The sequence below is a fragment of the Paenibacillus alkalitolerans genome (assembly GCF_016482785.1).
GTDB lineage: Bacteria > Bacillota > Bacilli > Paenibacillales > YIM-B00363 > Paenibacillus_AE > Paenibacillus_AE alkalitolerans.
Genome location: NZ_JAEMXM010000001.1, coordinates 362,933 through 387,296, shown reverse-complemented (window position 1 = coordinate 387,296; position 24,364 = coordinate 362,933). Strand labels below are relative to the sequence as shown.

At 50.2% G+C, this 24,364-nt stretch carries 19 protein-coding genes and 3 pseudogenes; 12 read left to right on the top strand and 10 right to left on the bottom strand.

The window, feature by feature from the left end; all coding sequences use genetic code 11:
* Window positions 1–9: 9 nt before the first annotated feature.
* Window positions 10–162, top strand: coding sequence for a beta-xylosidase family glycoside hydrolase (locus JET16_RS01755; RefSeq protein ID WP_199613873.1), 153 nt, complete (start codon window positions 10–12; stop codon window positions 160–162).
* Between the two features lie 97 nt (window positions 163–259).
* Here the strand turns inward: JET16_RS01755 and JET16_RS01750 are convergent, their stop codons facing one another.
* Entirely contained in the window at window positions 260–1,111 is an 852-nt protein-coding gene (locus tag JET16_RS01750) for a helix-turn-helix transcriptional regulator (RefSeq protein WP_199613872.1), read from the bottom strand.
* Between the two features lie 132 nt (window positions 1,112–1,243).
* Between JET16_RS01750 and JET16_RS01745 the strand changes: the two genes are divergently transcribed.
* The 4 genes from JET16_RS01745 (at window position 1,244) to JET16_RS01730 (ending at window position 5,770) form a co-directional block, all read left to right on the top strand.
* Window positions 1,244–3,544 (top strand): beta-L-arabinofuranosidase domain-containing protein, encoded by a 2,301-nt coding sequence (locus tag JET16_RS01745; protein ID WP_199613871.1) that lies wholly within the window; start codon window positions 1,244–1,246, stop codon window positions 3,542–3,544.
* Window positions 3,541–3,681 carry a hypothetical protein gene (locus tag JET16_RS01740; protein WP_199613870.1) on the top strand — a complete coding sequence of 47 codons (141 nt, stop codon included), beginning with the start codon at window positions 3,541–3,543 and terminating at the stop codon, window positions 3,679–3,681. The genes JET16_RS01745 and JET16_RS01740 overlap by 4 nt, the downstream gene beginning before the upstream one ends.
* Window positions 3,682–3,782: 101 nt before the next feature.
* Window positions 3,783–4,760, top strand: a complete 978-nt coding sequence (gene mreB, locus JET16_RS01735; RefSeq protein ID WP_199613869.1) for a rod shape-determining protein — start codon at window positions 3,783–3,785, stop codon at window positions 4,758–4,760.
* A gap of 227 nt (window positions 4,761–4,987) precedes the next feature.
* Window positions 4,988–5,770 (top strand): hypothetical protein, encoded by a 783-nt coding sequence (locus tag JET16_RS01730; RefSeq protein ID WP_199613868.1) that lies wholly within the window; start codon window positions 4,988–4,990, stop codon window positions 5,768–5,770.
* 14 nt (window positions 5,771–5,784) lie between these two features.
* Here JET16_RS01730 and JET16_RS01725 read toward each other — a convergent pair whose 3' ends face one another.
* Window positions 5,785–8,754, bottom strand: coding sequence for a Tn3 family transposase (locus JET16_RS01725; RefSeq protein ID WP_199613867.1), 2,970 nt, complete (start codon window positions 8,752–8,754; stop codon window positions 5,785–5,787).
* Window positions 8,739–9,368, bottom strand: coding sequence for a recombinase family protein (locus JET16_RS01720; RefSeq protein ID WP_199613866.1), 630 nt, complete (start codon window positions 9,366–9,368; stop codon window positions 8,739–8,741). The genes JET16_RS01725 and JET16_RS01720 overlap by 16 nt, the downstream gene beginning before the upstream one ends.
* A 285-nt stretch (window positions 9,369–9,653) precedes the next feature.
* Here JET16_RS01720 and JET16_RS01715 point away from each other — a divergent pair, with 285 nt between their 5' ends.
* Together JET16_RS01715 and JET16_RS01710 are read left to right on the top strand one after the other, a co-directional pair.
* The gene (locus JET16_RS01715; protein WP_199613865.1) at window positions 9,654–10,031 is read left to right on the top strand and encodes a GerAB/ArcD/ProY family transporter; all 378 of its coding nucleotides are present in this window, start codon (window positions 9,654–9,656) and stop codon (window positions 10,029–10,031) included.
* Between the two features lie 23 nt (window positions 10,032–10,054).
* Window positions 10,055–10,237 (top strand): hypothetical protein, encoded by a 183-nt coding sequence (locus JET16_RS01710; protein WP_199613864.1) that lies wholly within the window; start codon window positions 10,055–10,057, stop codon window positions 10,235–10,237.
* Window positions 10,238–10,250: 13 nt separating this feature from the next.
* Here JET16_RS01710 and JET16_RS01705 read toward each other — a convergent pair whose 3' ends face one another.
* The gene (locus JET16_RS01705; RefSeq protein ID WP_199613863.1) at window positions 10,251–10,577 is read right to left on the bottom strand and encodes an NIPSNAP family protein; all 327 of its coding nucleotides are present in this window, start codon (window positions 10,575–10,577) and stop codon (window positions 10,251–10,253) included.
* 279 nt (window positions 10,578–10,856) lie between these two features.
* On the opposite strand from JET16_RS01705, the pseudogene JET16_RS31030 reads away from it, so the two are divergent.
* A pseudogene (locus JET16_RS31030) lies at window positions 10,857–11,061 on the top strand (IS1595 family transposase); the annotation flags it as partial.
* Between the two features lie 375 nt (window positions 11,062–11,436).
* Here JET16_RS31030 and JET16_RS01695 read toward each other — a convergent pair.
* The 3 genes from JET16_RS01695 to JET16_RS01685 form a co-directional block, all read right to left on the bottom strand.
* The gene (locus tag JET16_RS01695) at window positions 11,437–11,760 is read right to left on the bottom strand and encodes an NIPSNAP family protein (protein ID WP_233530933.1); all 324 of its coding nucleotides are present in this window, start codon (window positions 11,758–11,760) and stop codon (window positions 11,437–11,439) included.
* Between the two features lie 78 nt (window positions 11,761–11,838).
* A complete protein-coding gene (locus JET16_RS01690; RefSeq protein WP_199613862.1) occupies window positions 11,839–12,432 on the bottom strand; it encodes an HD domain-containing protein in 594 nt (197 codons plus the stop codon).
* Entirely contained in the window at window positions 12,433–12,585 is a 153-nt protein-coding gene (locus JET16_RS01685; protein ID WP_199613861.1) for a CDGSH iron-sulfur domain-containing protein, read from the bottom strand. It abuts the gene before it with no gap.
* A 78-nt stretch (window positions 12,586–12,663) separates the two neighbouring features.
* Between JET16_RS01685 and JET16_RS01680 the strand changes: the two are divergent.
* From JET16_RS01680 to JET16_RS01670, 3 genes and pseudogenes are all read left to right on the top strand, one after another.
* A pseudogene (locus tag JET16_RS01680) lies at window positions 12,664–12,828 on the top strand (Tn3 family transposase); the annotation flags it as partial.
* Between the two features lie 308 nt (window positions 12,829–13,136).
* Window positions 13,137–15,704, top strand: coding sequence for a helix-turn-helix domain-containing protein (locus JET16_RS01675; protein WP_199613859.1), 2,568 nt, complete (start codon window positions 13,137–13,139; stop codon window positions 15,702–15,704).
* Between the two features lie 571 nt (window positions 15,705–16,275).
* Entirely contained in the window at window positions 16,276–16,824 is a 549-nt protein-coding gene (locus JET16_RS01670; RefSeq protein WP_199613858.1) for a hypothetical protein, read from the top strand.
* A gap of 576 nt (window positions 16,825–17,400) precedes the next feature.
* Here the strand turns inward: JET16_RS01670 and JET16_RS29945 are convergent.
* Together JET16_RS29945 and JET16_RS29940 are read right to left on the bottom strand one after the other, a co-directional pair.
* Complete coding sequence (locus tag JET16_RS29945) at window positions 17,401–17,721, bottom strand: lamin tail domain-containing protein (RefSeq protein ID WP_325176610.1); 321 nt, start codon at window positions 17,719–17,721, stop codon at window positions 17,401–17,403.
* 66 nt (window positions 17,722–17,787) lie between these two features.
* A pseudogene (locus JET16_RS29940) lies at window positions 17,788–18,420 on the bottom strand (DUF2278 family protein); the annotation flags it as partial.
* 240 nt (window positions 18,421–18,660) lie between these two features.
* Here JET16_RS29940 and JET16_RS01660 point away from each other — a divergent pair.
* Window positions 18,661–23,118, top strand: a complete 4,458-nt coding sequence (locus JET16_RS01660; RefSeq protein WP_199613856.1) for a glycerophosphodiester phosphodiesterase family protein — start codon at window positions 18,661–18,663, stop codon at window positions 23,116–23,118.
* A gap of 316 nt (window positions 23,119–23,434) precedes the next feature.
* Here the strand turns inward: JET16_RS01660 and JET16_RS01655 are convergent, their stop codons facing one another.
* Window positions 23,435–24,286, bottom strand: a complete 852-nt coding sequence (locus JET16_RS01655; RefSeq protein WP_199613855.1) for a LysR family transcriptional regulator — start codon at window positions 24,284–24,286, stop codon at window positions 23,435–23,437.
* Between the last annotated feature and the right edge of the window lie 78 nt (window positions 24,287–24,364).

The following is a 24,364-nucleotide window of genomic DNA, read 5'->3' as shown; positions in this document are numbered from 1 at the left end:
TCCGTTCAAATGGCAACCTATCGCAATCCCGTAATCAGCGTCGCCACGGAAGTCGCCGGCAGGTTTACGGGCGTCCTCATAGCGATGTACACGACGGGCCACGGAGCTCGATCCGCGTCGCCGGCTCACTTTGATTGGTTCGAGTATGAAGGCGTCGAGTAGAAGCGAATATGCGAGAGATCTGGCTTGGAGCTTCGGGAATCCAGGTCAGCATTAGAACCGCCTCTTGGCCTGCGGTTGGCCGGAGACGGTATTACCGTTAGCCGGCGTACAGCTTTCGGAAAGCGAGCGGCGACATGCCCATATAACGTTTAAAGCAGCTTGAGAAATACGGCGCATAGTTGAAGCCGACGCGCTCGGCGACGATCGCCACCGGCCATTCCGTCTTGATCAGCAGCAGTTTCCCTTGTTCGAGCCTAATCTTAAGCAAATATTCCATCGGCGTGCACTGATAGATTTCCTTCATGCACCGAACGATATAGTTAGGGTGGAAATGCAGCGCCTGGGCCAGCGTTTCGTTCTTCAGGTCCCTTTGATAGTGCTGGCGCAAATATTCTTCTGTCCGCTCCGCCAGCCTCATGACAGACGTGGGGGGGTTATCGCCATACTCCTCCTCTTCAAGGAAGTGCAGCAGGTCCATAAACTGCTGCTGCTCCTTCCAGTATGCGGCTGACCCGCTCGCTCCCGCATAATCCAGCATCTGTTCAAGGAGCCGTTCGATTCTCGAGAACTGCCGGGGCGTCGTATACTGCGGGAGTCTCAGCTTATACGGGTTGGCCCACGCGTGCCGGATCTGAAGCGAAAAGTCGGCGTCGCTATGGTCGCTATAAGTTCCTTGAAAAACAAAATGGATCCAATAAAAGACGGTCTCGGTTCGGCAAGGCGCCGTCGCGTAATGATAGCGGTCGGGAAGCAGCAGAAGCGATTGGCCTTGGCCGACCTCCCACTGCTTCTCGTCCTCGCCGATATATAACGCGCCCCGCACGACGAGCAGCCAATCGAATATGCCGATATTTCGCCGATTCGGGTGATGCTCGCCCTGCTTAAATTGCGTTCGTCCGATCGTAATGTAATAAGGCATCGGAGGCAGCTCCATTATGATCTTGTCCATTGATAACTCCCTCTATTCGATGTGTGAAATATTATAAAAAATAGTTTGGTTAATTCGTGGTTTATCGCTATTTTAAAGGATAAACTGGGAGGATAAAATAATCAAATCGTGTATATCGGGGAGTTGTGCAGGATGGTACAAGTTACGCTGCTAGACGGCATTTTTCAAGAATCGCAAGAAACTGGGAAGGGTTATCTGCTTCATCTGGACGTTGACCGGCTGATTGCGCCTTGCTACGAAGCTGCAAGCCTGCAGCCGAAGAAGCCGCGCTACGGCGGATGGGAATCGACCCCGATCGCCGGTCATTCCGTCGGGCATTGGCTGTCCGCCGCCTCGGCCATGGTTGCGGCGACGGGAGACGAAGCGCTGCTGCAGAAGCTGATCTATGCGGTCGACGAGCTTGCTTATGTGCAATCGCACGATCCGGACGGTTATTTGAGCGGATTCTCGCGCGACTGCTTCGACAGGGTGTTCACCGGCGACTTCGAGGTCCATAACTTCGGGCTGGGCGGCTCCTGGGTGCCCTGGTACAGCATTCACAAGATTTATGCGGGTCTCATCGATGCTTATAAGCTGGCGGGGATTGAACAAGCGCTTCAAGCGGTCGTTAAACTCTCCGATTGGGCCAAGAAAGGTACCGACCGGCTGACGGACGAGCAATTTCAGCGCATGCTGATCTGCGAGCATGGCGGGATGAACGAGGCGATGGCCGATCTCTACCTTCTTACAGGCAACCGCGCGTATTTGGAGCTTGCGATCCGCTTCTGCCATCAAGCCATCTTGGAGCCGCTCGCCAGAGGAGTAGACGAGCTTGAGGGGAAACATGCCAATACGCAGATTCCGAAGGTGATCGGCGCCGCCAAGCTCTACGAGATTACGGGAAAAGAGACGTACCGGAAGGCCGCGGAATTTTTCTGGCAAGAGGTGACGCGGAACCGTTCCTATATCATCGGCGGCAACAGTATCTTCGAGCACTTCAGGGCGCGAGGTACCGAGAAGCTGGGCGTCGAGACGGCGGAAACGTGCAACACCTACAACATGTTGAAGCTGACCAGCCACCTGTTCCGCTGGTCGCCGGATGCCGAGTATATGGATTTCTACGAACGCGCTTTATACAACCATATTTTGGCTTCCCAGGATCCGGATTCCGGCATGAAAATGTATTTCGTATCGACCGAGCCGGGCCACTTCAAAGTTTACGGTTCGCCGGATCAATCGTTCTGGTGCTGCACCGGCACCGGGATGGAGAACCCGGCCCGGTATACGCACGAGATCTACCATGCGCAGCAGGATGCGGTATACGTGAACCTGTTCATCGGTTCCAGGGCCGTCTTCGAAGATAGGGAAGTCGTCATTAGGCAAGAAACGGATTTTCCGCGGACGGACCGGACGAGACTCGTCCTGGAAGAGGCACAGGACGCGCGTTTCAAGCTTCGCATCCGCATTCCGTATTGGGCTGCCGGCATGGTGACGGCGGTCGTGAGCGGTTCCGAAACCTATACGGGTTCCGGACGCGATTATTTGGAAATCGAGCGCAACTGGAATGCCGGCGATACGATCGAAGTAACGCTCCCGATGGATCTGCACATTTACCGGGCGAAGGACGACGAGCAGAAAGTCGGCTTCATGTACGGCCCCGTCGTACTCGCCGGCGCACTTGGGAGAGACCGGTTTCCGGAAAACGATATCGTCGACAACCACCTCAAGCTGCATCATCACCCGTTGATCGACGTTCCGGTACTGGTTACGGATGAACCGGATATCAAGAAATGGATCATACCCGTGGAAGGTTCAGTTCTGACGTTCGTCACGGATCCCATCGGCGAGCCCGGCAGTTCGCGCGTGACGCTGATCCCGTTCTATGCCCTGCATCATCAGCGGTACACGATCTATTGGAAGCTAATGAACAAGCAAGAATACGAGCGTTATACGGATCACGAGAAAGCGGAGCGGGAGCGGCTCAACGCAATAACGGTTGATGTCGTGAGCCCGCATGAACAACAATCCGAAGTCGAGCATGATATTCAATCTCAAGAGTCGAGATCCGGCTATTCCGTTCACGCCCAGAAAGGTTATCGAGATGCGGTAAACGGCGGCTATTTCCGTTATCGGATGGCGGTCATGCCGGACAAGCCGATGGCTCTACAGGTAACGTACTTCGGCAGCGACGGCGTTGCCCATGTCGACGGTGTCCGAATGGAACGGGACTTTGAGATTCTGGTCGACGGGAAGGTGATCGCACGCCAGCAGCTGAAGGCCGAGAATCCGGACCAACTCTTCGACATGCTCTACGATATCCCGATCGAGCTGACTAGCGGGAAACGGAACGTGGAAGTGAAGTTCGAATCGACCGCAGGGAAGATAGCCGGAGGCGTATACGGGATCCGATTGGTCGATCGGGACCGGATGGAGCAGTGGGAAGGGAAAGCGTGACGGATCACGGCGTTATTTTCCAATTATTCTATGCAAGCCATGAGGATAACCTCATGGCTTTTTCTATTCTCACCGCTGGAAGGAGTCATGCTGGCGGCGGAATACAATTAACATTAATTGTTATTAAACAACAATAACGGAAGTACCCCCTTATATCATCTATATCTGTCGAATAATGTTGAATATCCTTCCGATCGACCTTTAAGCAATGGTTTTTGAACTAAGGAGGAGAGGTTCAATGTTAAAGAGATTTGAAAAGGTTTACGGTATTGACTTGGGGACATCAAACACAGTTATCTTTGAGCGGGGTAAAGGTATCGTACTGAACGAACCATCCGTAGTCGCTATTGATCAGAATAGCGGTGGAATACTGGCTGTCGGCACGCAAGCGCAAGCGATGATTGGACGAGCTCCCGCCCATGTGGAAATCAACTATCCTTTGATGAACGGCGTCATCGCTAATTTCGATATGACCACCAATATGCTTGATTATTTTATGAAAAAAATCCAAGGTCGTTCGTCGTTGTTGCGAGGCTCCAAAGTGTACATTTCCATGCCTTGCGGTATTACCAATGTACAAAAGCGTGCGATAATGGAAACGATTGTTCATAAAGGAGCAAAAAAGGCAATTGCAGTGGAAGAACCGGTAGCCGCCGCGGTCGGTGCAGGATTGCCGATTAACGAGCCGATTGGTCATTTAGTGCTGGATATTGGCGGAGGTAACTGTCAAGTCGCAATCATTTCACTAGGCGGCATTGTGGCAAGCAATACGCTGAACCGGGCGGGAATTTCTATAGACCGAGACATTATGGATTATGTGAAACGCAAGTATAACGTAGAAATCGGAGAGCGAACGGCTGAAAATATTAAGAAACAAATCGGAACGGCCAACGCCTCTGCAGAAGAACGTTCTCTAGAGATTCGGGGACGTGACATGGTTGATGGGTTGCCCCGTTCGATTACGATAACGTCCGGTGAAATTTTCACAATTGTGGATGATTTCATAAAGACGCTGGTACAAGCTATTAGTGCGACGGTGGAATTGTGCCCGCCGGAACTAGCTGGCGATGTGATTGAGCAGGGGATTTTGCTCTGTGGGGGCTGTGCTTTACTGGAGGGAATTAACGAACGCCTTTGCATGGAAACCAGGATTCCCGTACATACTGCAGCTGATCCCCTTGAATGTATTGCGGCCGGCACAGGCATGATGTTATGAGTGCACGGCCAAAGAGAGGTTGAACACAGAGCTTATTGAATTGAATGGATACGATAACGAAGCGATGGATTGAATCTATCGCTTCTTTCATGTTGCACGTATAGTTCGATGGTCGCCGGACATACCCGGTAAATTATTAGGAAAACTCAAGGAACTTTTACGATCTTCAAGCGGTCTAATTCAATAAACGGATAATCCCGAATTCCCCGGCAGAAAGGGATTGAATCGTGAAACTACATGTGTTGGTGCTTAGCTCAGTGCTCATTGTGTTATCGTGGGTCGGCAACTTGGTGTACTATCAGCAGCTTCAATTGTCAAAGCCGCTTTTCATGAAACACTACTATGATATTACCGTCTTGAACGGACAGACGTTCGGAATTTATTATCTGGCAAATAAGACTCTCGATATTGATGTATCCCACATTGAACTTCCGGAAGCTCCAGACGCACGGATCACCACGCTCGGGCATCTGAAATCCGAATATACTCATCAGGTGTTGAAAGAATTTAACGTCGCGTTCCACGAGGGGTCACAAGAAGCGTGGCGGGAGAAAGGCGATGTGGTCATTACCCATATTAACGTCTACTACACGGACGGGACCAGTGAGAGTGTGGACATTGGCGAAATCCATCTCCGGTCACCGATGAATTGGAGCCGTAAGTTAGAATTTCAATCCGGCGGCGGATCCAGCGACGGCACTGGATTTTATTCGCAACGGGCTTTAGAGGATGTAATGGTTACTGGGATCGCTCACCATTTTCAGCAACTGTTGACCGATATTCTGCAGTTGGAGCTGACTGTACCCGGGTATAACAGCGCTGAGGTTAAGGATATCCCCTTTCCGATCCTACTGAAGAAGAATGACACGGTGTATTTGAGATATGCATGGGATAACCGCTTCTCGACTAGGGGTCCCGCCAACATTTTAACGAAAATATACGCTAAGCCTTCGGATGTGGCCGGCTCAGCGTTTTTTCTTACTCTAAGCCCAATAGTCCGGGTGACATAGCCCGGACCAACCGGTCATTCAGCTTCCTGTTGTTTCAGCGGTCGTAATGAATTGAGAGACGTATTCTGCTTAAAATTGAATTTGTATTCGCCTAAGAAATTGATGTGCTCCCATCCGAGTGGAGAAATATGGTTTAGTAGTTCTTCCTGAAGCTTTCCTTGCTTTTTGCGGTGTTCTGTTGCTTGCTGGAGATAGACCGTATTCCAAACGCTAATTGCATTGATGATAATGTTCAACGCACTCGCCCGTTGGAGCTGGTCTTGTAGCGCCCGTTCTCGCAGTTCGCCATGTTTGCCGAAGAAGATCGCTCTGGCCAATGCATTCATGGCTTCCCCTTTGTTCAACCCACGATGGATTTTTCGTCGCAGCGCCTCGCTTGAAAGGTAATCCAGAATGAAGATCGTTTTCTCGATACGTCCCATTTCTCGCAGCGCGGTAGCCAAGCTGTTTTGTCTTGCATAGGAGCCGATTTTCCCCATAATGAGTGATGCTGAAACGGTGCCTTCCCGGATGGAGTGAGCCAGCCGGAGAACATCATCGTAGTTTTCCTGAATGATCTTTGTATTAATCTGTCCGCGCAGCAGCTTCTCCAATTTAGGAAAATCGGAAGGCTTTCCGATAGCGTAGAGCTTGGAATCAGCCAAGTCGCGTAAGCGCGGCGCAAAGCGAAATCCAAGTAGATGCGTTAAACCAAAGACTTGATCTGTGTAACCAGCTGTATCCGTATAATGCTCCTCGATGGACAAGTCCGTTTCATGATGGAGCAAACCGTCGATGACGTGTACGGCATCCCGAGCGTTCGTATTGATGACTTTCGTGTAAAACGTGGAGAATTGGTCGCTCACGAAGCGATAAATCGTAGCTCCTTTTCCGGTCCCGTAGTGAGGATTAGCATCTGCGTGAAGCGCCGAAACTCCGATCTGGACGCGCATTCCATCAGATGATGAGGTCGTGCCGTTCCCCCAATATGAAGGCAGCGCCAGCTTGTGATGAAAATTAACAAGAACAGCCTGCGCTATATTCATTGCGTCTTCGTACAACCGCCATTGTGCTGTATTGGCCATTTGCCGATATGAAATGCTCGGCGTGGCTTCAGCCATCTTTGTAAGCCCTATGTTCGTTCCCATTGCCATAAGAGTAGCCATAAGGATTGTCGTTTCTTCCTCGTTCGGAGCGCGGTTACTGGAAGCGTGAATGAACTGCTCATGAAAATTCGTCCAGTTGGCTACTTCCATGAGCAGATCCGTTAGCTTGATTCGTGGCAGCAACTCATAGAGGGAAAGGCTGAAATTCCTGGATTCATCAGGAACATCTTTCTCCAATCGCTCGATGTGCAATTTCCCGTTCTCCAAATTAACGCCATCCAGCTCGTCGATGTGGTCCGAAACCCAGTTTAATCTTTGAAGAAGTGATTCAGTCCGTTCTTCAAGATATTCCTTTGCGGACAAGCTAACAGCAAGCTTTGTAGCGGTTGGATCGATGCCAATCCAATCAGCTTTCGGTACAAGGTATTCCTCGAAATCCTTATGCTGACGGCTTCCGACAATGGATACGTCCCCGGAACGAACGTAATTCCGCAGCTCTGTCAGGACAGCCATTTCGTAGTAATGCCGGTTGATCGTTCCATCCTCGTCGTAAACGTGCTTTTGCCAGCGATTCGAAACGAAGTTCAGCGGTGCGCCTTCCGGAACCTTTCGCTTTCCCGTTTCGTTCATATCCCGGATGATATCGACCGCTTTCAGTAGTGGCTCAGCTGACTTAGTTGAGCGAAATTCTAGCGATTTTAACAGCGTTGGCGTATATTTCCGGAGCGCATAGAATTTCTTTTCCAGCAAGTCCAAATAGTCGTAATCTACGGGCCGCGCCAGCCGTTTAGCTTCTTCCACGGATGCGACGATCTGATCCCACGGCATAACGGCATCAAGCGCAACAAACGGATCAGTACCTTCACTTCGGGCCTTAATAAGAGCGGCCCCAAGATCGGCAAAATGAACAACCTTTTCGTTAATCGATTTACCGTTTTGTTTTTGAAGTTCCTCTTGGGCTTTTCTCCCTTTGGAAAGCAGTATCATGATCTGCCGATCATGAATCTCGAAAGCCAGGTCTGTCAAATCCTGAATCAGTTCCAATAGGTACGCTACTAAAATCGCGTACTTTTTCGGATCATTAAAACGGCGGAAGGAATGAGGTTCGTAACGTGAACCGATTTTTGAAAGCTGCCGTAGCCGGTTCGGATGGATGCCATTCGTATCGACTTGCAGCTGTAAATCCCGTATGTATTCAAGCTTTTCAATCACCTTCAAAAAAGAATCCGGAGAGCTGGTACCTGGAATTTCCCTTAACCATGCCAAATAGGTTTTGCTACTTTCCGGCATGGTGGCTAAGACGCGGTCCAGCTTGGCAATTTGTAATTCTGTCAGTGAACTGCTGAGCAGCTTGAATATTTTTTCTTCTGTCCGTTTGCGAGTTTCCCAAACTACTCTTTCAATCGTGGCCATTGAAGGAAGAATAATTTTACGCTTACGCAAATCTTCGAGTGCGAGCTGAATCAGGTGTAAGGGATTGCCGTTTGCCATTGCGTGGTTAAAAAGATGTTTGCACAAAGAACGATACTCGCCCATTGTAAATGTCTGGTAGCCATATTCCTTCCGGATTTCCTCCAGATGCTCGTATTTGGTGGCTTCCCGTTCGCCGTAAGATGCAAAAGACTCCACATCGGCATGGATTTGCTTTGCAATATAACGAAGAACTTGAACTGGCACTTCCTTTATATCAGAAAACGTCCAGCCGAGATAACGAAGTACGCACAGCTGCACGGTAAAGCCGAGTCGATTATATTCTCTTCGCCGTTGCTGGATGATTTCAAGATCATGCTGGGTTAATGTGAAATAGGTGCCCAATTCCCATTCGCCTAGATCAGGCGGTATTTGCAAATATTGCAGCCGTTCCTCTGGAGTCAGCAGTTCCCTTACTCTCGCGTACATCGTCTGTTATCCTCCAGTTGCTCATACTCCTTCACGCGCCGGTAAAAGGTCGGCTTTTTCATACTGAGCTGTCGCATCGCTTCCGTAGCCGTTATGCGCCCCTTTTTCCAATCTGAATAAACCCGAATAAAACCATCATCAATTTCCTGCTTTGGCCTGCCGAACCTTACTCCAGCCGCCCGCGCAACTTCGATTCCCTCCGATTGTCGCTGCCGATTCTTTTTTCGTTCCTGCTCGGCCACGTAAGCCAGCATGCTTAGAAATTGATCCTCCAACAGCTTACCGATGTCTCCCATCGTTTTGAACTTACGGCTGTCAAACAATGCTTCATTTTCCAGGCACACAATATCAGCGTTTATTTCACGCGTGATGTATTTCCATTCCGTTACAATTCCATCGTAATCACGTCCTAAGCGATCCAGCGCATCCATATAAACCAGGTCACCTTCCCGGAGCATCATCCGCATAGCCTGATAGCGTGGCCTCTCGAAATCCTTGCCACTCTGCTTATCTACAAATACATATCTATCATCAACACCTAACTGCCGGAACTTGATCAGTTGACGTTCCGGATTTTGGTCTTTAGCCGATACCCGACCATATGCCAGCTTCAAACGATCCACTCCCCTAAAAATCGTTTCAAAAAGTATGGTACTAAATTGATACGTTTCTAAATTCATTTTAGTATTTTTTGAGACGCGAGAATAGGGGGGATTTATAGCGTTTCGAAAAGCATGCTTTTCGAGACAACAAAAACCAGCTCTAGTACAATACCTTGAGCTGTTTTTAATGGGCGAAGTTATTTTTGGATCCGATGTCACAAATCTCAGTCTTGTCTTGTTATATGCATAACGCGGAAGGAGCTGAAGGAAGAACGACATTAACACCCAGATCATCAGTTGACGGGCAAACTGAACTATTCGTTCCTGGTCGTCATCCAATATATCGGCATCGAAGGCTCGTTCGAGCGGCTGGAAGCGATTGCCGTCGCGCTGTGGGTTATGGGCAATTTCGTTAAAGTGTCGGTATCGCTCTTCATTCTGTGTCTAAGCGTCAGCCAATTGTTCCGCATCCGGAATTACCGCGAGCTCATCGCCCCGCCCACGCTGCTGTCGGCGATCGGCTCGGCCTGGATCTTCCATAACAGCGGCGAACTCCACGCGTATCTCGTCTTGATCTACCCGGCCCTCGGCTTGATCATGCAGAGCCTCATTCCGCTGTCGCTTCTCCTGATCGACTGGATCAGAAGCAAGGCGGGCGGCATGCAGCGGCGCTAGAAAAAAACAAACGCAGGCGCCGCATGACGGCTTGTCGCGCTTCATCGCGAAGCCGACCAAAGGGAAGAGCCGGAACGCTGCGAACAGCTTCCGGCTCTTGGCTTGCAGCGTACCCCGCTGCGGTTCGTTATGAATCGGTCACGTTGGACGTATCGTTGGCGTATACGGCGGCAGAATGGTCGTCAAGCAGTGCGCGCCATCGTTGATTGGGACTTCATTTCATGACATGGCCGTGAAGAAGGCCGCGTTCTTCATGAACAGGCTTTCCAGCTTCGCCACGAGCGGACCGTCAAGCTCGGACACCTGTTTGATCGCCAACCATTCCGGATCGCTGCGGAAGCGGTCGTAGTTCAAGTTGCGCGCGTCCATGTCTTCATGCTCGACGAGATAGTATAGCCGATTCTCGCTTTCGTCCCAGTCTTCCCAGAACTGCGTTACGTTCATGCCATGCTTCGCGAACAAAGCAAGGACATGGTCCCGGAACCGGTCCTGGATCGCCTTCATCTTGCCAGGGTGAATATGATAAACCCGCAATTCATATAACAAAGTTCTCGCTGATCAGGGAAAATAAAGATCTTTCGCGGAAAATAAAGTCCTTTCATGGAAATTAGAGTTCTTTCGTGGGAAAATAAAGTTCTATCATGTTGTTTGCAATTGTAGACAAAACAAAGCCAGGGTGCGAGATTAGCCTTGGCTTTATTTATTAAACTGATATGAACAATGCGGTCAATATCCTTTTTTAGAATTTTTTTTATGAGGGGATGCTGTTGAAGTCTTGGCACGGAGGCAAAGACGTTGACGGTGGTTAACAGTCTGATATGCGCGGTGTGTTCGTGGAGAGCCTCAAGTTCCTTTGCTAACGAAAAGGGCTTGTCTCAATATCGGTTCAAAACCGATGGGAAACAGCGTGTAAAAGGCATTTACCACAATGTGGACAGTTATCATAGAGGATTAAAACGCTGGATAGACCGCTTCAACGGTGTGGCAACTAAGTATCTGCAAAATTACTTGGCTTGGTTCCGATATTTAGATAGCAAGGAATTTGAGAACACACCGTTGAATAAGAAAAACATGTTAGTTTCTTCCTGTCTGTTCCCTGTAAAGGAGACAAACATTTATCTTCGCCAAGCATTGTTTTCTTGCGGCGATGCCGGACAGATATTAATCCCCCTTTCACGAAAATCGCGGTGCTCCTGATCGGCGCTGCGGTATGCGGAGTGCTGGGAACCCTGGTCTTCATCGCCCGGTCGGAGCGAGCGGAACTTCATGAAGCGGAGCAAGCCGCGCAAGACGGTGATTAATCTAACAATTGCTGTCGAAAGGGAGCTTAAATGAAACGAAGCCCGGCGGCTAGCCTTTGCCGCTGGGCTTCGTTCAAATATATCCACTGCTAGGGCAAGCGACGTTAACGCATAAAAAATTCGGCCCGTTTCATAAATATTTCCTCTATCTTCGCTACGATCGGACCGCTTTCCTCGGACTTGCGCTTCACCTCGACCCATTCCGGATCTTGCACAAACGTGCCCCACTTCAGCTGCCGATCTTCCATATTCTTGTATTCCATCACGTAATACAGCTTCGGATGCCCAGTCTGATCGATCCAGAAATCGGCCACTTTTATATCCAGCCGCTCGAAAATACCGAGCGTGTGCCGCTCGAATCGCTGCTGAATCGCATCCATTCTCCCTTCATGAATCGTATAAATGCGCAGCTCGTATAACATGTACATTCCCTCGCTTCCGTAATAATCGTATGGTTTGATCGTTGAAACCGTCTTTTCCGCAAGCTAAAAGATATTCTACATTTTTTATGGCTCCAAAAAACCCTTCTCAACTGCATCATTAACAATATTTTCAATATAACTCCACAGGATGGTAGAACCGTTCTCAATTCTTCTATTTCTTGATAATACTTTTTCTCTTGTGACACCTAACTTTTTCCATTGTAGGCCACTAGTTCTATAGTTATGGAGGATAGGCATAAAGCTGTCCATTGCTTGGGCAAATTTTGCTTCAGGAGTTTCTGCTTCTTCATATTCATTCCAGATTTCCTTTAACTGATTAGCTTGGTCATTTGGTAATATTCCAAATATTCTTTCTGCGGCTTTTTTTTCTTTTTCAGCTGTTTCCTGCCAGTTCACATTACCATAAGCAAATGTATCTCCAGCATCAATTTCCACAATATCATGGAGCAAAATCATCTTAAAGACCTTTAACATATCCAAATTACTTTCATTGGCATATTCAGACAATATCATAGCTCCTACAGCCATATGCCATGTATGTTCAGCATCATTCTCTTTCCTTGAAGCATCCATTAGAATAGTGTTCCTAAGTATTTGTTTCACTTTGTCAATTTCTACAATGAACTCTATTTGTTTATTAAACCTTTCAATATCCATTTAGCTACCTCTGCGCTCGGAGCAGCCCTGTACGCGGCAAAGGGCAACCGCATCGCCTGTAGCGAAAGCGGCTCCATTCCCGTCTACAACTTCAAACTCTCCTTTTATGACATAAGGGCCGCCATTTAATTTCATGATTACGGTTTTGGACATGGTTTCGTTCACCCACTTTCAAAAGGTCGCCTTTCGGTTATCTTTACCCCCGTGCAATTGACGAAAGAGGGCCGGCGTAAGCGGGCGATACAGTCGTTAAGAGCACGCGGACGGTCGATTAATGACAACCTATTACAACACCTATCACCACTCGGATGGGAGCACATCAACCTGACTGGCGACTACACATGGCAACAGAGCAACCAGGTGGCACCCGGTAAGTTCAGGCCGTTACGCCCAGTCAGTGACTCTTGCCGTACGATCACATCCGTCCGGACGCGAGGGAGCTTCTGCACATCGAAATCAACCAAATAGCGTGGGAACATCATTCTTTTGATACTCCGCCGATTTGCCCTTCATCAATGCGATGCGTACGAATGGCATGCCGCATTCCTCCTTCTCGTTTTCCTTTAGTCTTTTCCTCACGCTTACTCGGCGTGTTCGGTATGATTGAATCTTAGCACGATGACGTCTATGCTAAGAATGCAGGCGAGTTCGTACGAAGAGTTCGTGTAAGTTCGTGTAAGTTCGTGTTATCGGGAGGAGAATAAATGGCAGGTAATCAAACGGAACGGATATGGCCGGAAGAGATGATTCGCAAACTGCGGCAGAGACCGGGCCCGGCCGTAAGGGCGAAGCTGCGGCAGATCGATCTGTCCAAGCGGATCGGGGTGGAGATAAGGACGATTCAGCAGTGGGAAAATGGCGAACGGCTGCCGAGCGCTCATAATCTGCAATTGCTGATTCAACTTTTTGTCGTTGAACAAAAGTTTCTTCGCGGTTCCGAGCGCGCGGAGGCTCAGTTGCTTTGGGAGACGGTCCGTCGATTCCATGACGACAGGTCAGGAAACAACCGGATGTATCCCCTTTTTGACGAACAATGGTTCGAGGCGATTCTCGCAGCTGCTTCTGCGGGTAGAGAGGCTGACGTTCACTCCGGAATCCGATCGGCAGGTTTGCCGGCACACAGGACCGATGAATCGCCGCGAAGTGCTACCGCACCATATGGAGCAACGAATCTACCAAGCAGAATGTCCTCATTTATCGGCCGCCTCGAACAGGTCTGGGAGATTCGGCAACATCTTGCCGATTCCCCCCTCGTCACGCTCGCGGGTGCCGGGGGAAGTGGCAAGACGCGCCTGGCGTATAAGGTCGCATCGGACGCCTGCCTTTCTTATCCCGACGGCGTGTGGCTGTTCGAGCTCGCTTCGGCGATGGATACGCTCTCGGCGCTGAGAATCATCACGTCGGTATTGGGCGTCAAGGAACAGAAGGAAAGGCCGCTTATCGAGTCCTTGCTCAACCATATCCGGAACAAATGCATGCTTCTCGTGTTCGACAACTGCGAGCACTTGATCGATTTCTGCTCTTCTCTCATCGAGCGGTTGTTGTCGGCCTCCCCTAGGGTCGTTATTTTGGCCACCAGCCAGGAGCCGTTGAACATCGGCATGGAGCGCGTATGGAGGATTCCGCCGCTCACGTTCCCCACGGAGAATGAGCTGCGGGATCATGCGTCAGATGACGCCATTCTGTCCCGCGAGTCCGTTCAGCTGTTTATCGAGCGCGCGACCGCCGTGTCTCCCTCCTTCCGCGTATCGGAAGCGGACGTGAAGATCGTCGGGCGAATCTGCAAACGTCTGGAGGGCATCCCGCTGTCCATCGAGCTGGCAGCCGCCCGGACGAACGTGCTCAGCATCGAGCAACTCGACGAACGGCTGTCCGATATGTTCGCCGTCCTTACAGCCGGGAAGCGAACGGCCGCACCCCGTCATCAATCGCTTCGAGCCACCCTGGAATGGAGCTTCGCCCTGCTCACGGAGCAAGAGCGGCAGCTGCTGCGGAAGCTGATTGCTTTTACCGGGGGATTCGAGCTGGAAGCGGTCGAACAGATCTGCGTGGATGAGGAATCGAACCCCTCGCTCGGACGGTTCGATCGTCAGGAGGCCTTAAGCTTGGTTGCTAGCCTATTCAATAAATCGTTCCTATCTGTTGATTTGGCGAGTAGCGGACCTAGGCGCAGATATGCGATGCTCGAGACGATTAAACAATTTGGAAGCGAACAATGGGAGAGGCACTGCACCGGCGAGGAACGCGAACGGATGATCCGCCGCTTCGTCGAGCACTACTGTCGATTCGTAGAAAGAGCGGAACGGGGGTTCCGCAGTCGAGACCGGGATGCCGCATTCGTGGCGATTCGGCGGGAATACGCCAACATTCGCTCCGCGCTGAAACTAGCCTGCGATCATCCGCGGGCGGAAGCTGCAATACGAATGGCGTCCTGCCTCTATTATTACTGGCTGCATGAAGGGACCTTGCAGGAAGGATCCGCGCAGCTGCGTGCGGCTCTGGCGACGCACAGTCAAACTTCCGTTCAAGAACACGCGGTAAAAGCGAAGCATGGTCTTAGCGTGTTGCTGTGGGTCATGGGAGAAGTCCAGGAAGCCGAAGACCTGGCCAGACAAAGCGCGGATGAAGCTCGCAAGCTCGGTCATCCGGCGCTCCTGGCATCTCAGCTTCGCATGCTTACTCAGCTGGCATCGCATTCGGGCTTGACGGACGAAGCGATTCGGCTAGCAGAAGAGAGCGTGCTGCATGCCAGGAATTCAGGTGACGATTGGAGCCTTGCGTCATCCTTAGGTTCTCTGAGTTACATCCTGGTGGCGCAGCAGCAGTGGGAACGGGCGGAACCCTTGCTCGTCGAAAGTGCCACGCTATTCGAGAAAGCAAAAGACGACTTGGAGTTGTCGGGACCTTTTCGGGCCTTGGGATATATTGCGTTAAACCGGCAGAAACCCAGAGAAGCGTTGGCACTTTTCAAGAGAGGCATCGCCATCTGCCAAACGTATCCGGGAACGTGGTTCCTCGCGCGAGGAGTCGAGGGGCTTGCAAGCGCGTTGTGCGGGCTGGGAGAATACCGGGCGGCCGCTACGCTGATCGGAGTCTCCGAGAAATTACGAGCCAATCTTGGCTCCGCGGCCCAGCCCCAGTTTCAATGGATTTACGAGCAGGCGAAACGAACCTGCAGGCTAGAATGCGGCGATGCGCCGTTTAACGAGGCCATTGCGATTGGAAGAGGAATGACGAGAGAGCAGGCCGTTTCTTTTGCGTTAGAGGTGTAGGGGCATTCCTTGTTGCGCCGTTTGTCGAGCAACGCTTGGTATTTTCTTCTTCGGCGGCAGCGAGTCGCTGTCCGATTTTAATTCAGCCACTCCGAACTTCCAACACCGCTGGTTTTTATAAAGTTGTTCTTCTCAACTTTCGAAAAGCATGCTATTCGAGACATAATAATACAACTCCACAGTAGGAGTAGCTATCATCTACGTTTTGAAAACACCTAATGACCACCGCTAAGCCCTTGAAAAAAGGGAATAATGACTTTGGTCTCCTATTTCCCTGGACGCAGCAGTTCTATGTGATACTAGCAAGCTTTCGGCTTATACTTCGGGAGACACACGTTTCAGTCTAAGAGTAAGATAATATCCTAAGCTATTCTGAAGGCTTAGCGTATACTTTCGTTAAAATGTTGGCGTGACCCCGACTACATTTTATAAATTGGATATTCGTATGGAGCTTGAGCTTCCGGAGGGAGATAGGGAGGTAAGCACGATCCCGATTCATTCCGACCCATATCCGGATGAACGGGTAATCAAGAAGTTGGTTCGGGATTCGAAATAGAGGGGGCTCATCACATTGGCGCGTCATTACAATAAACTGGCTTGGGGTCTCTTGTTAACCATACTGGACTTTCGCATCCAATCCATCGATTTGCTGGCCGACTTCATCGGTTATTTCATGGCGGCAGCAGCCTTGAGCGCGTTGGAGGAGGAGAAACATAATGATTTCCGTACGGCAAAATGTATCGCGATATTCCTCATTTTCGTGTCAGCCCCAAGTGTTTACATTCCTGCAAGACCAGGGGTAGTGATTTCGGTGGAGCCCGGTTTCATGATGCTCTTATCTGTATTGGAGGGGCTCCTTAAGTTGTTCCTGGTGTTCTTTATCTGCAGAGGGATCGGTACGCTTGCGAAATTTGCAGGAAACGGCAGCTTGCGTGAATCAGCCAAATTGAGGTGGCGCTTTTATCTGGCGGTTTGCGGTTTGATGCTGTTTGCGATTCCTTTTTCAATGAACTTTGAAAGTGAATGGTACGCACTGTACATTCTGCTCATTGTACTGTCTGTAATTGTGGAGTTGACGATCTTTGCGCTAGTGCGTAAAGCGGGGAAAGAACTAGCTTAGACGGGTAGTGCCAACGTCGCCGGCAAAACCAGCAAGTTGGCTTAGGGAGGATAAAGAATGTCAGAGAATGAGAAAGTTATTACGTGACTATTGAAAAATTATACGAAACTTATAGAATAACAATATTGAGGTATATTTAAGTAGTCATACGAATGATGGAAACATAACTCTTAAGAATGATGTCTTAACATTAGAATTATGACGTCTTTTCACACTAGATTCGGAATACAACAAACCATGGATATTTGAAAAGGAAAGTGCACCGGGATGTAAATGCTAAATCCAAATCAAGGATAATGGGGCGGTGAAATGGTCTGGTATATCGTTTTTGGGATCGTTGGGCTCGGTGCTCTCCTCGTAGGAGCGATGTATATTTGGATTAGTGACGTAGTTAAGAATGACTGGCCAGAGTAAAATACGGTCCCGCTGATCGGTTCAGCGGGATTTTTATTTTTATGGTAAACGAAACAACCGATCCTTAATTAGGTTCGGTTGTTCGTGTTTGATCCAAAAAAATCGTATGTACGAGCATAGTGTATGTGATTACCGGAAGGCAGCTCTCTTATTTGTATGATCTCAAAAGAGTACTGTCCAGCCTGGTTTTACCTGGTGCTTCGTATAAGAGACTCCATCGACTTTCAGGCCGCGTTGGTCGAGTAGGGTGATAATATCCCCCTTGTTTCGGAGGAATCCCGAACTCTGCCCAATTATAGGGATAGACATAAACTGTCCGGGTTGGATGAAGCCCTGCAGTTTGTATCTCTGCTTCACCTTATTGGCAATTGCCCATCCTGTCAGGTCTACGTCCCGGTTGGAAGCATTCAGCAGCGTAACCGTTTCGTTGCCGTCACCCTCAGGTATAACGATGGCTCCGGCGATTCGAATGCCGCCTTCCACTGGAAACGGCCTCGCACCGGTATCCGGAACTGTATCTTCATCGGGACCGGCAATTGCACGTCCTGTCTGATCGTCGGTATGCCAAGATTGGGACTGAAATGCGAGAAATACCGCGATCCACCTGTCTTCCGACGGGAAATGAATCAACAGCCCCCCGTCTTGGTAGACGCCGTCATCTTTCGTAAACCTGTCGCTGTTGCCTTGATTCATATGAATATTGTGAATGCCGTTGCCGGGGTCGAATCCGAAAATTTTGTCCTTCTTGCCGGGTTCGGGTCCCCACCTTTCCCCGAATGCGTACAAAACGGCATCATCCGTTTCCATCGCGCGCTTGATGTAGAAGTCAAGCTTCTCGTTCAGATCGTTCTCTTGTCCCGGTATGTCGAAAGCAAGCGGCACCATGTCGCGACTATCGAACAAATTGCTGCGGATATAATCGAGCGCCGGTCCGTCAGGCTTGCTTGCCAGCGGTGTAAAACCAAATGGTACAGCTGGCAATTCAGCTGTCACGAAATGCTGAAATTGTTCAACCGTACAGTACAATAGCTCGGACGGGCTCAGTTGCGACTTGACATTGATTGCGATACGAAAATGTTCGTTATTTGCGGTAGCGTACACCTGGTAGTGAGCGTTCTCTTTGGTGCCGAGACGCCGGTCGATCGCTTTACATTTGAGCACACCATAGGGGTGGATGGGCATAAGCTTCCTCCTTCAATACGGTCTCGACATGGTCTTTTGATTCTCCATTAACCATTCTATATGAGGGAAATAACTCCTCTTCGCCATGTTATTAAAAATTTGTTGACGAAACATCCCTTTAATTAAGTTCCAGGAGCTTGTCCGACTTCATAATTTCTTAGCTTTCCGTTGATATGTCGATAACCTTTCATTGGTATGTTGACCGCGGAAGCATTTTTTAGTAGAAAGGATGAAGTCAGCGTGCGTAAGCAAAGGCAGCTTTGCATGTTATTAGTCTCGCTCATTTGGTTCGCAACGTTTCCGTTTTCACTCGCGGGTTCGGGAGAGGTGGTAAAGGCTGTTGGAGGAATTGAAAGAAAAGCATCCTCGATCGGCAGAACGGTTACGGCTCCATTGATTGACGGCCGGTTGGACGAGCCTCTATGGAGCAAGTATGAACCGATTGAGGTCAGAATGGGAAGCGGCGAATTTCAGGACTCATCTTTCAGTATGTTATGGGATTACAAGTACCTTTATATCGCTGTGAAGGTGCAGGACGAGACACTTATTCACGATGGCAGCGGGTACTGGTTCGAACAGGATCATATCGGCATGTTTTTCGATCCGACGCTTCACCGTTCCGCTCCTTTCGCAGAGAACGACATGCAAATCGGGTTCGTGTACGCGCCGGACAGCTTCACGCCAAGCTTCTATTTCGGGGCGGCGCCGAATCATGCGTCGAAGGACGAGAAAAAAATTCTTCGCGCGATTTCTACGACACCAGACGGTTGGACGGCCGAAGCGGCCATCCCTTGGGATATGCTTGGTTTCGACCCGCTTAAAAGCCGCCAGCTTGGCTTTGATATCGGGGTGACTGACCGGGACGCGCTTGAAGAGACCGGCAGGTCGAGCTACTGGAGCGCGTACAACTCGGATTCGTTCTGGAACGACACGTCCGGCTACGGCACGCTGACGCTTGCGGATACGCCGCCGGTAAGCTGGAATGTCACCGATATACTCCTTGAAGAGAGCTTCGACACTTACGATAGCGGTCAGACTCCATTCGGCTGGATATCGGATGCGGCAGCGGGAACGGCGCCGATGACGGTAACGGAGGATACGTACGGCGGCGGGAGGCTCGTATTCGAAGGCAACGCCTCCGCCAAGCAGGGCCGAATCACCGCTCCCGTTCAATGGGACAACTACGCGATTGAAGCGGACGTACGCTTTGAGAGCGTGCTGAACAACTCGCGTTGGGGCGCGGTTATGTTCCGGGTGCCGTCGAATGGTAAGCAGCCGTACAATCAGATGGCCGTACGTCAGAACGGAACGTACGAGCTTGCGTACCGCAAGCCGGACGGCAGCTGGTCCGTTCCGGCCAGCGGAGTATGGAAGCCGTTGGCGCTCGGTGCGGATTATACGTTCAAGGTGAGAGTATTCGACAACAATGTGAAGGAATATATCAAGCCGAAGAATGCGGAGGACTACACGCTTCTGATGGATCGCAGCTTTACGGCCGATCTGTTGGAGCGGGGAAAGGTCGGCCTCCAAGGGGATCAGAGCAAAATTTCGTTCGACAATGTGAAGGTGACGAGAATTAATGCGGAAAGCATGGAGCTCGCCGTGCCCGATTCCGTCGAAGCGTTCACCGGACCGATCACAGTCTCCGCTTCGGTTTATTTCTCCGATGGAATCAACGACAGCATCCCGTCCGGGCGGCTCAAGCTTTACTCCTCGGATGATTCGGTGCTTAAAGTGACGGACGGCGCACTCCATCCGCTGCGGGAAGGAATCGCCACCATAACGGCCGTATTTGATCGGATTGCCGTGCAGCGTGAAATAACGGTAACGCCTTCCGCAACGGGCCCGTCCATCGTCTACTTGAGACATAGTGACGGATACGTGCTCGCCGAAACCGGCCAAACTGTCGATCCAAGCACGATTACCTTCACCGCCGATTATAACGATTTGACGAGCAGAGAAATTATCGGAAGCGAGCTAGCATGGAGCGCAAGCGGCAGTGGAGTAACGGTGGAGGGCGGAAAATTGGCCGTCAAACAAAAGGGAGTCCACACCGTAACCGCTCAAGCCGGCGATGTCTTCGTTCAGCTTCTGATCGTGGCAAAGGATTCGAACGATGAGGAGTATGTGCTGTACGAGGCAAGCTTTGATGATGACGCCGAAGGGACGATGCCGCCAGGCTGGAGCCGCATCCAAGGCACAACGCCAAGCAAAGCCAGCGTTAAGGCGGGCGCGTTCGAGCTTGACGCAAGTACCGCTCCGGATAACCCGTCGCGCGTGCTGCTCCCCGAATTTTTAGGAATGTTCGGCGACTACAAGATTGAAGCGGACGTGACGCATTTGGCCGCGAACAATGCCTCCCGCTGGCATTCCATCATGTACCGGGTGCAGAACCGCAACTATCCGTATTACCAGATGGCGGTAAGACAAGACGCCACAGCCGTTAACGGCGTTGAGTTTGCCGAACGGACGCCGGCCAATCAGTGGAGCGTCCACGACCGTGCCTCTTTCACGGAACGGATCGACCCGGGCAAAATGTACCGCTATACCATCAAGCTGAAAGACAACCGTGTGCAGGAATGGATTAACGATAATTTGCTGATCGATAACGATCTTGCAGGCGGCTACAAGAAGGGCCGCATCGGCCTACAAGCGGATGGGAGCCATATGAGAGTCGACAATATAAAGATATCGCTTCAAGAGAAGCCGCTGCCGCCGGCGCCGTCAGACCGTTTCGTAACCGTGACCGAACCGGAAAGCGATATCGTGCTTGCGCCGACGATCGTGACGGAAATCGAGACGAGCGACGATCTTACCGTGCTGAATTCTGCCGGCACGCTGCCCGCCACGGCGATTGTGACAGTGAACAGCAGCTTGATGGTCACGAGCCGTGACGGACAAATCGAGCTTGGCAGCCTGGATGAGATTCTTCCTCGGTTCGGCACGAAGGTCATGCCCGCCTTCTATGTGAAGGACGAAGCGACGATAGATGCATTAATCCGTTATCTGAAGGCGCAGGGGCTGGAAGACGTGTTCGTCATTTCGAATAACGGAGAGCTTGTGAAGCAGGCGAGGTCGCAGTATCCGATCATTCGAGGAATCGTCGACTTCCGCGGGTCTGAGGCATCGACGCCGGAACAGCTGATGGACATCAGCCGCGCCACGAACGACAGTCAGGCGAAGATTGCGCTGCTTCCGCAAAACGCCGCGACGCTTACGCAAGTCCGGTATTTGCAAAAGCGGCTCATCACAGTTTGGGCTGCGGACAAGACGGGGGAAGCGCTGCCGCTGCACCGCCTTATTACAGCGGGCGTGAACGGCGTCGTCACCGACGCCCCTGCAGCGGCATTCGATGCGTTGAAGGTGTACACGGGCGGAACGGCCCTGATTCGGAAACCTTGGGTCATCGGCCACCGCGGCATTCCGTCGCTCGCGCCGGAAAACACGATGGAAGGCTACCGGCTGGCAGTCGAGTATGGGGCGGATATACTTGAAACGGATATTTACTTGACCAAAGACGGCCATATCGTCATTATGCACGACCCGACACTGGACCGGACGACGACGGGGACCGGCCGCATCGAGGATTACACCTTGGAGGAGCTGAGGCAGTTCAAAGCCAATAAACAGTTCCCAGAGCAATATCCGGATGCAAAGATTCCGACGCTTGCCGAGATGTTCGATGAGTTTAAGGGCAAAGATATCACACATTTTGTAGAGATCAAGAGCAGCAAGCCGGAAATTGTCGACGCGCTGGTGCGGCTGATTGCCGAGAAAGGTGTGGAGGACCAAGTGACGGTCATTTCCTTTAACGCCGATCAGTTGAAGCTGCTCGGTCGGAAAATGCCGGGCATGTCGGCAGGCTTCTTGACGGGCGGTTATGCGAACGAGACGAACGTTAACAGGTCGCTGAGGGCGACGCTCAAGGCAATCGGCCCGCTAAACACGACGTTCAACACGAGTTATCCCGGGCTCGGCGCCAACTTTATGGAGGCGGCGAAACATCGCGGCATGACGGTTTGGCCGTGGACGTACCGAAACGAAGCCGATTATTTAACTTATTTCAGACTTGGAACGTACGGGCTGACGACGGACTACGCGCAATGGTCCTCGAACTGGGCGCATACGCTCGCTCCGCTTCAGAGCCGCTACGTCGCAATGAAGGGTGGCGAGCTGGCACTGTCGGCCAAGCTTGTGTCATATACGAACGGCGAAACGGTCGTAACTCCGGAGATCGTGCTGTTGGACGGCGGGGAAGAGGTACAGGTTGACGGGAACATTTTGAAGGGAAAAATGAAAGGTTCTGCGCACATATTGCTGCGGTACACGGTCACGATGAGCGATAACGGCACTTATACACTTTATTCGCAGCCGATCGAGATTGCAGTGGTAGAGCCGTACACAATGACGGTGGAACCTGATGTGCTGACGATGAAAGTCGGTCAGAAGAAGAAGGTAAAACGGGTGATCTATGCTTCGGAAGGCAAAGTTCTGGATGTAACGAAGGAAGTCGAGTTTTTAACGCGCGACGCATCGATTGCCGTCTATGAGGATGGGAAGCTGCACGGCTTGCGTGCCGGCACCACCGTAGTGGACGTGAAATACGGCGATGCCTTTACCGAATTTACGATTCGAGTGGAAGCGAAGAAGTCCGGCAGATCTTCCGATACGGACGATGAACATGGAGACGACGCGTGATTTTAGTTGGCCGACTGCGCAATGCAGCCGGTTTTTTTGTAATAAGAAGCTGTTCGTTTCAAATCCCAAGCTTTTGTTCCAGTTCGCTCTTCTGACGCAGGTGATGTTGGACATGCATAACGGCAAAATCGAACCACTCGCGCGCGTTTAGCCACCCAAAGCCGTCGTGTTTAACTTTTTTGTTCGGGTTTATAGTGTCTGCTTTCTCTTCACATTCTCTCATTCTTTGCAGTACATGATCGCTTCCTAACCACTGGAAGGAGGACATAACTTATTTCTCAGAAATTCGTGTCTTGACATTGGGGGGCATTACATTTTACAGGCCTTCCTCCTTAACTAGATCTGCAAAAGCTTTGTAAGCATAGCTCATATATTTTTCTCTTCTTCTGATAAGACCTGTTTCAATAAATTGATACGATTCGGGTATAGGGTACACATGTAAATCTTCATATGGACCTTTTAAAACCGATTTAGGTAGAATGGTGGACGTCAACCCAGCTCTCACACTGCTTAAAATCGTTTCTAATGAACTAATCTCAATGAAGTTCTTTAGTGCAACTCCCTCATCCTTCAACCATTGTTCCAATTTCATTCTGAAAGGACAACCTCTTGGAGAGATCGCCCACTTTTGCTCTATTAAAGCTGAGACATCTAATGTCCTGCCAGATAATAATACAATTTCATCCGTTAATAAATAGTCGGTAACGAAATTTGTAATAGTCAGCTCACCTGTTACAAAAGCAGCATCTAATTCAAAGTTCTTTACCTTCTCCATTAATTCAAGAGGATTGCCTGTTTCTAAACTGAGAGATACTTGTTCATACCGCGATTGATAAGAAGCAATTAGGTTCATGAAATTTCCGCACGTAACCGTTTCAACAACACCTATTTTTAATGATCCACTTGGTTTACCGTGATCTTGAAGTATTTTGATCGACTCATCTGCCATTTGCAAAATTGAATCGACATACTTACGGAAAAGTGCGCCTTTTTCTGTGATCTGAACTCCTTTAGGTCTTCTATAAAAAAGAAGGACTCCCAACTCATCCTCTAGTCTACGTAACCTTGCAGTTACATTGGACTGAACATAATCTAATCGCTCTGCAGCTCCAGAAATGCTTCCTTCTTCAGCAATTGCTTGAAATAACTTCAGGTCGCTTAGTTCCAAGAATTACACCTCCATCATTAAAAGTGATATTAATATCACTAACAATCATTATACTTGATAATAATATGCATGTATACT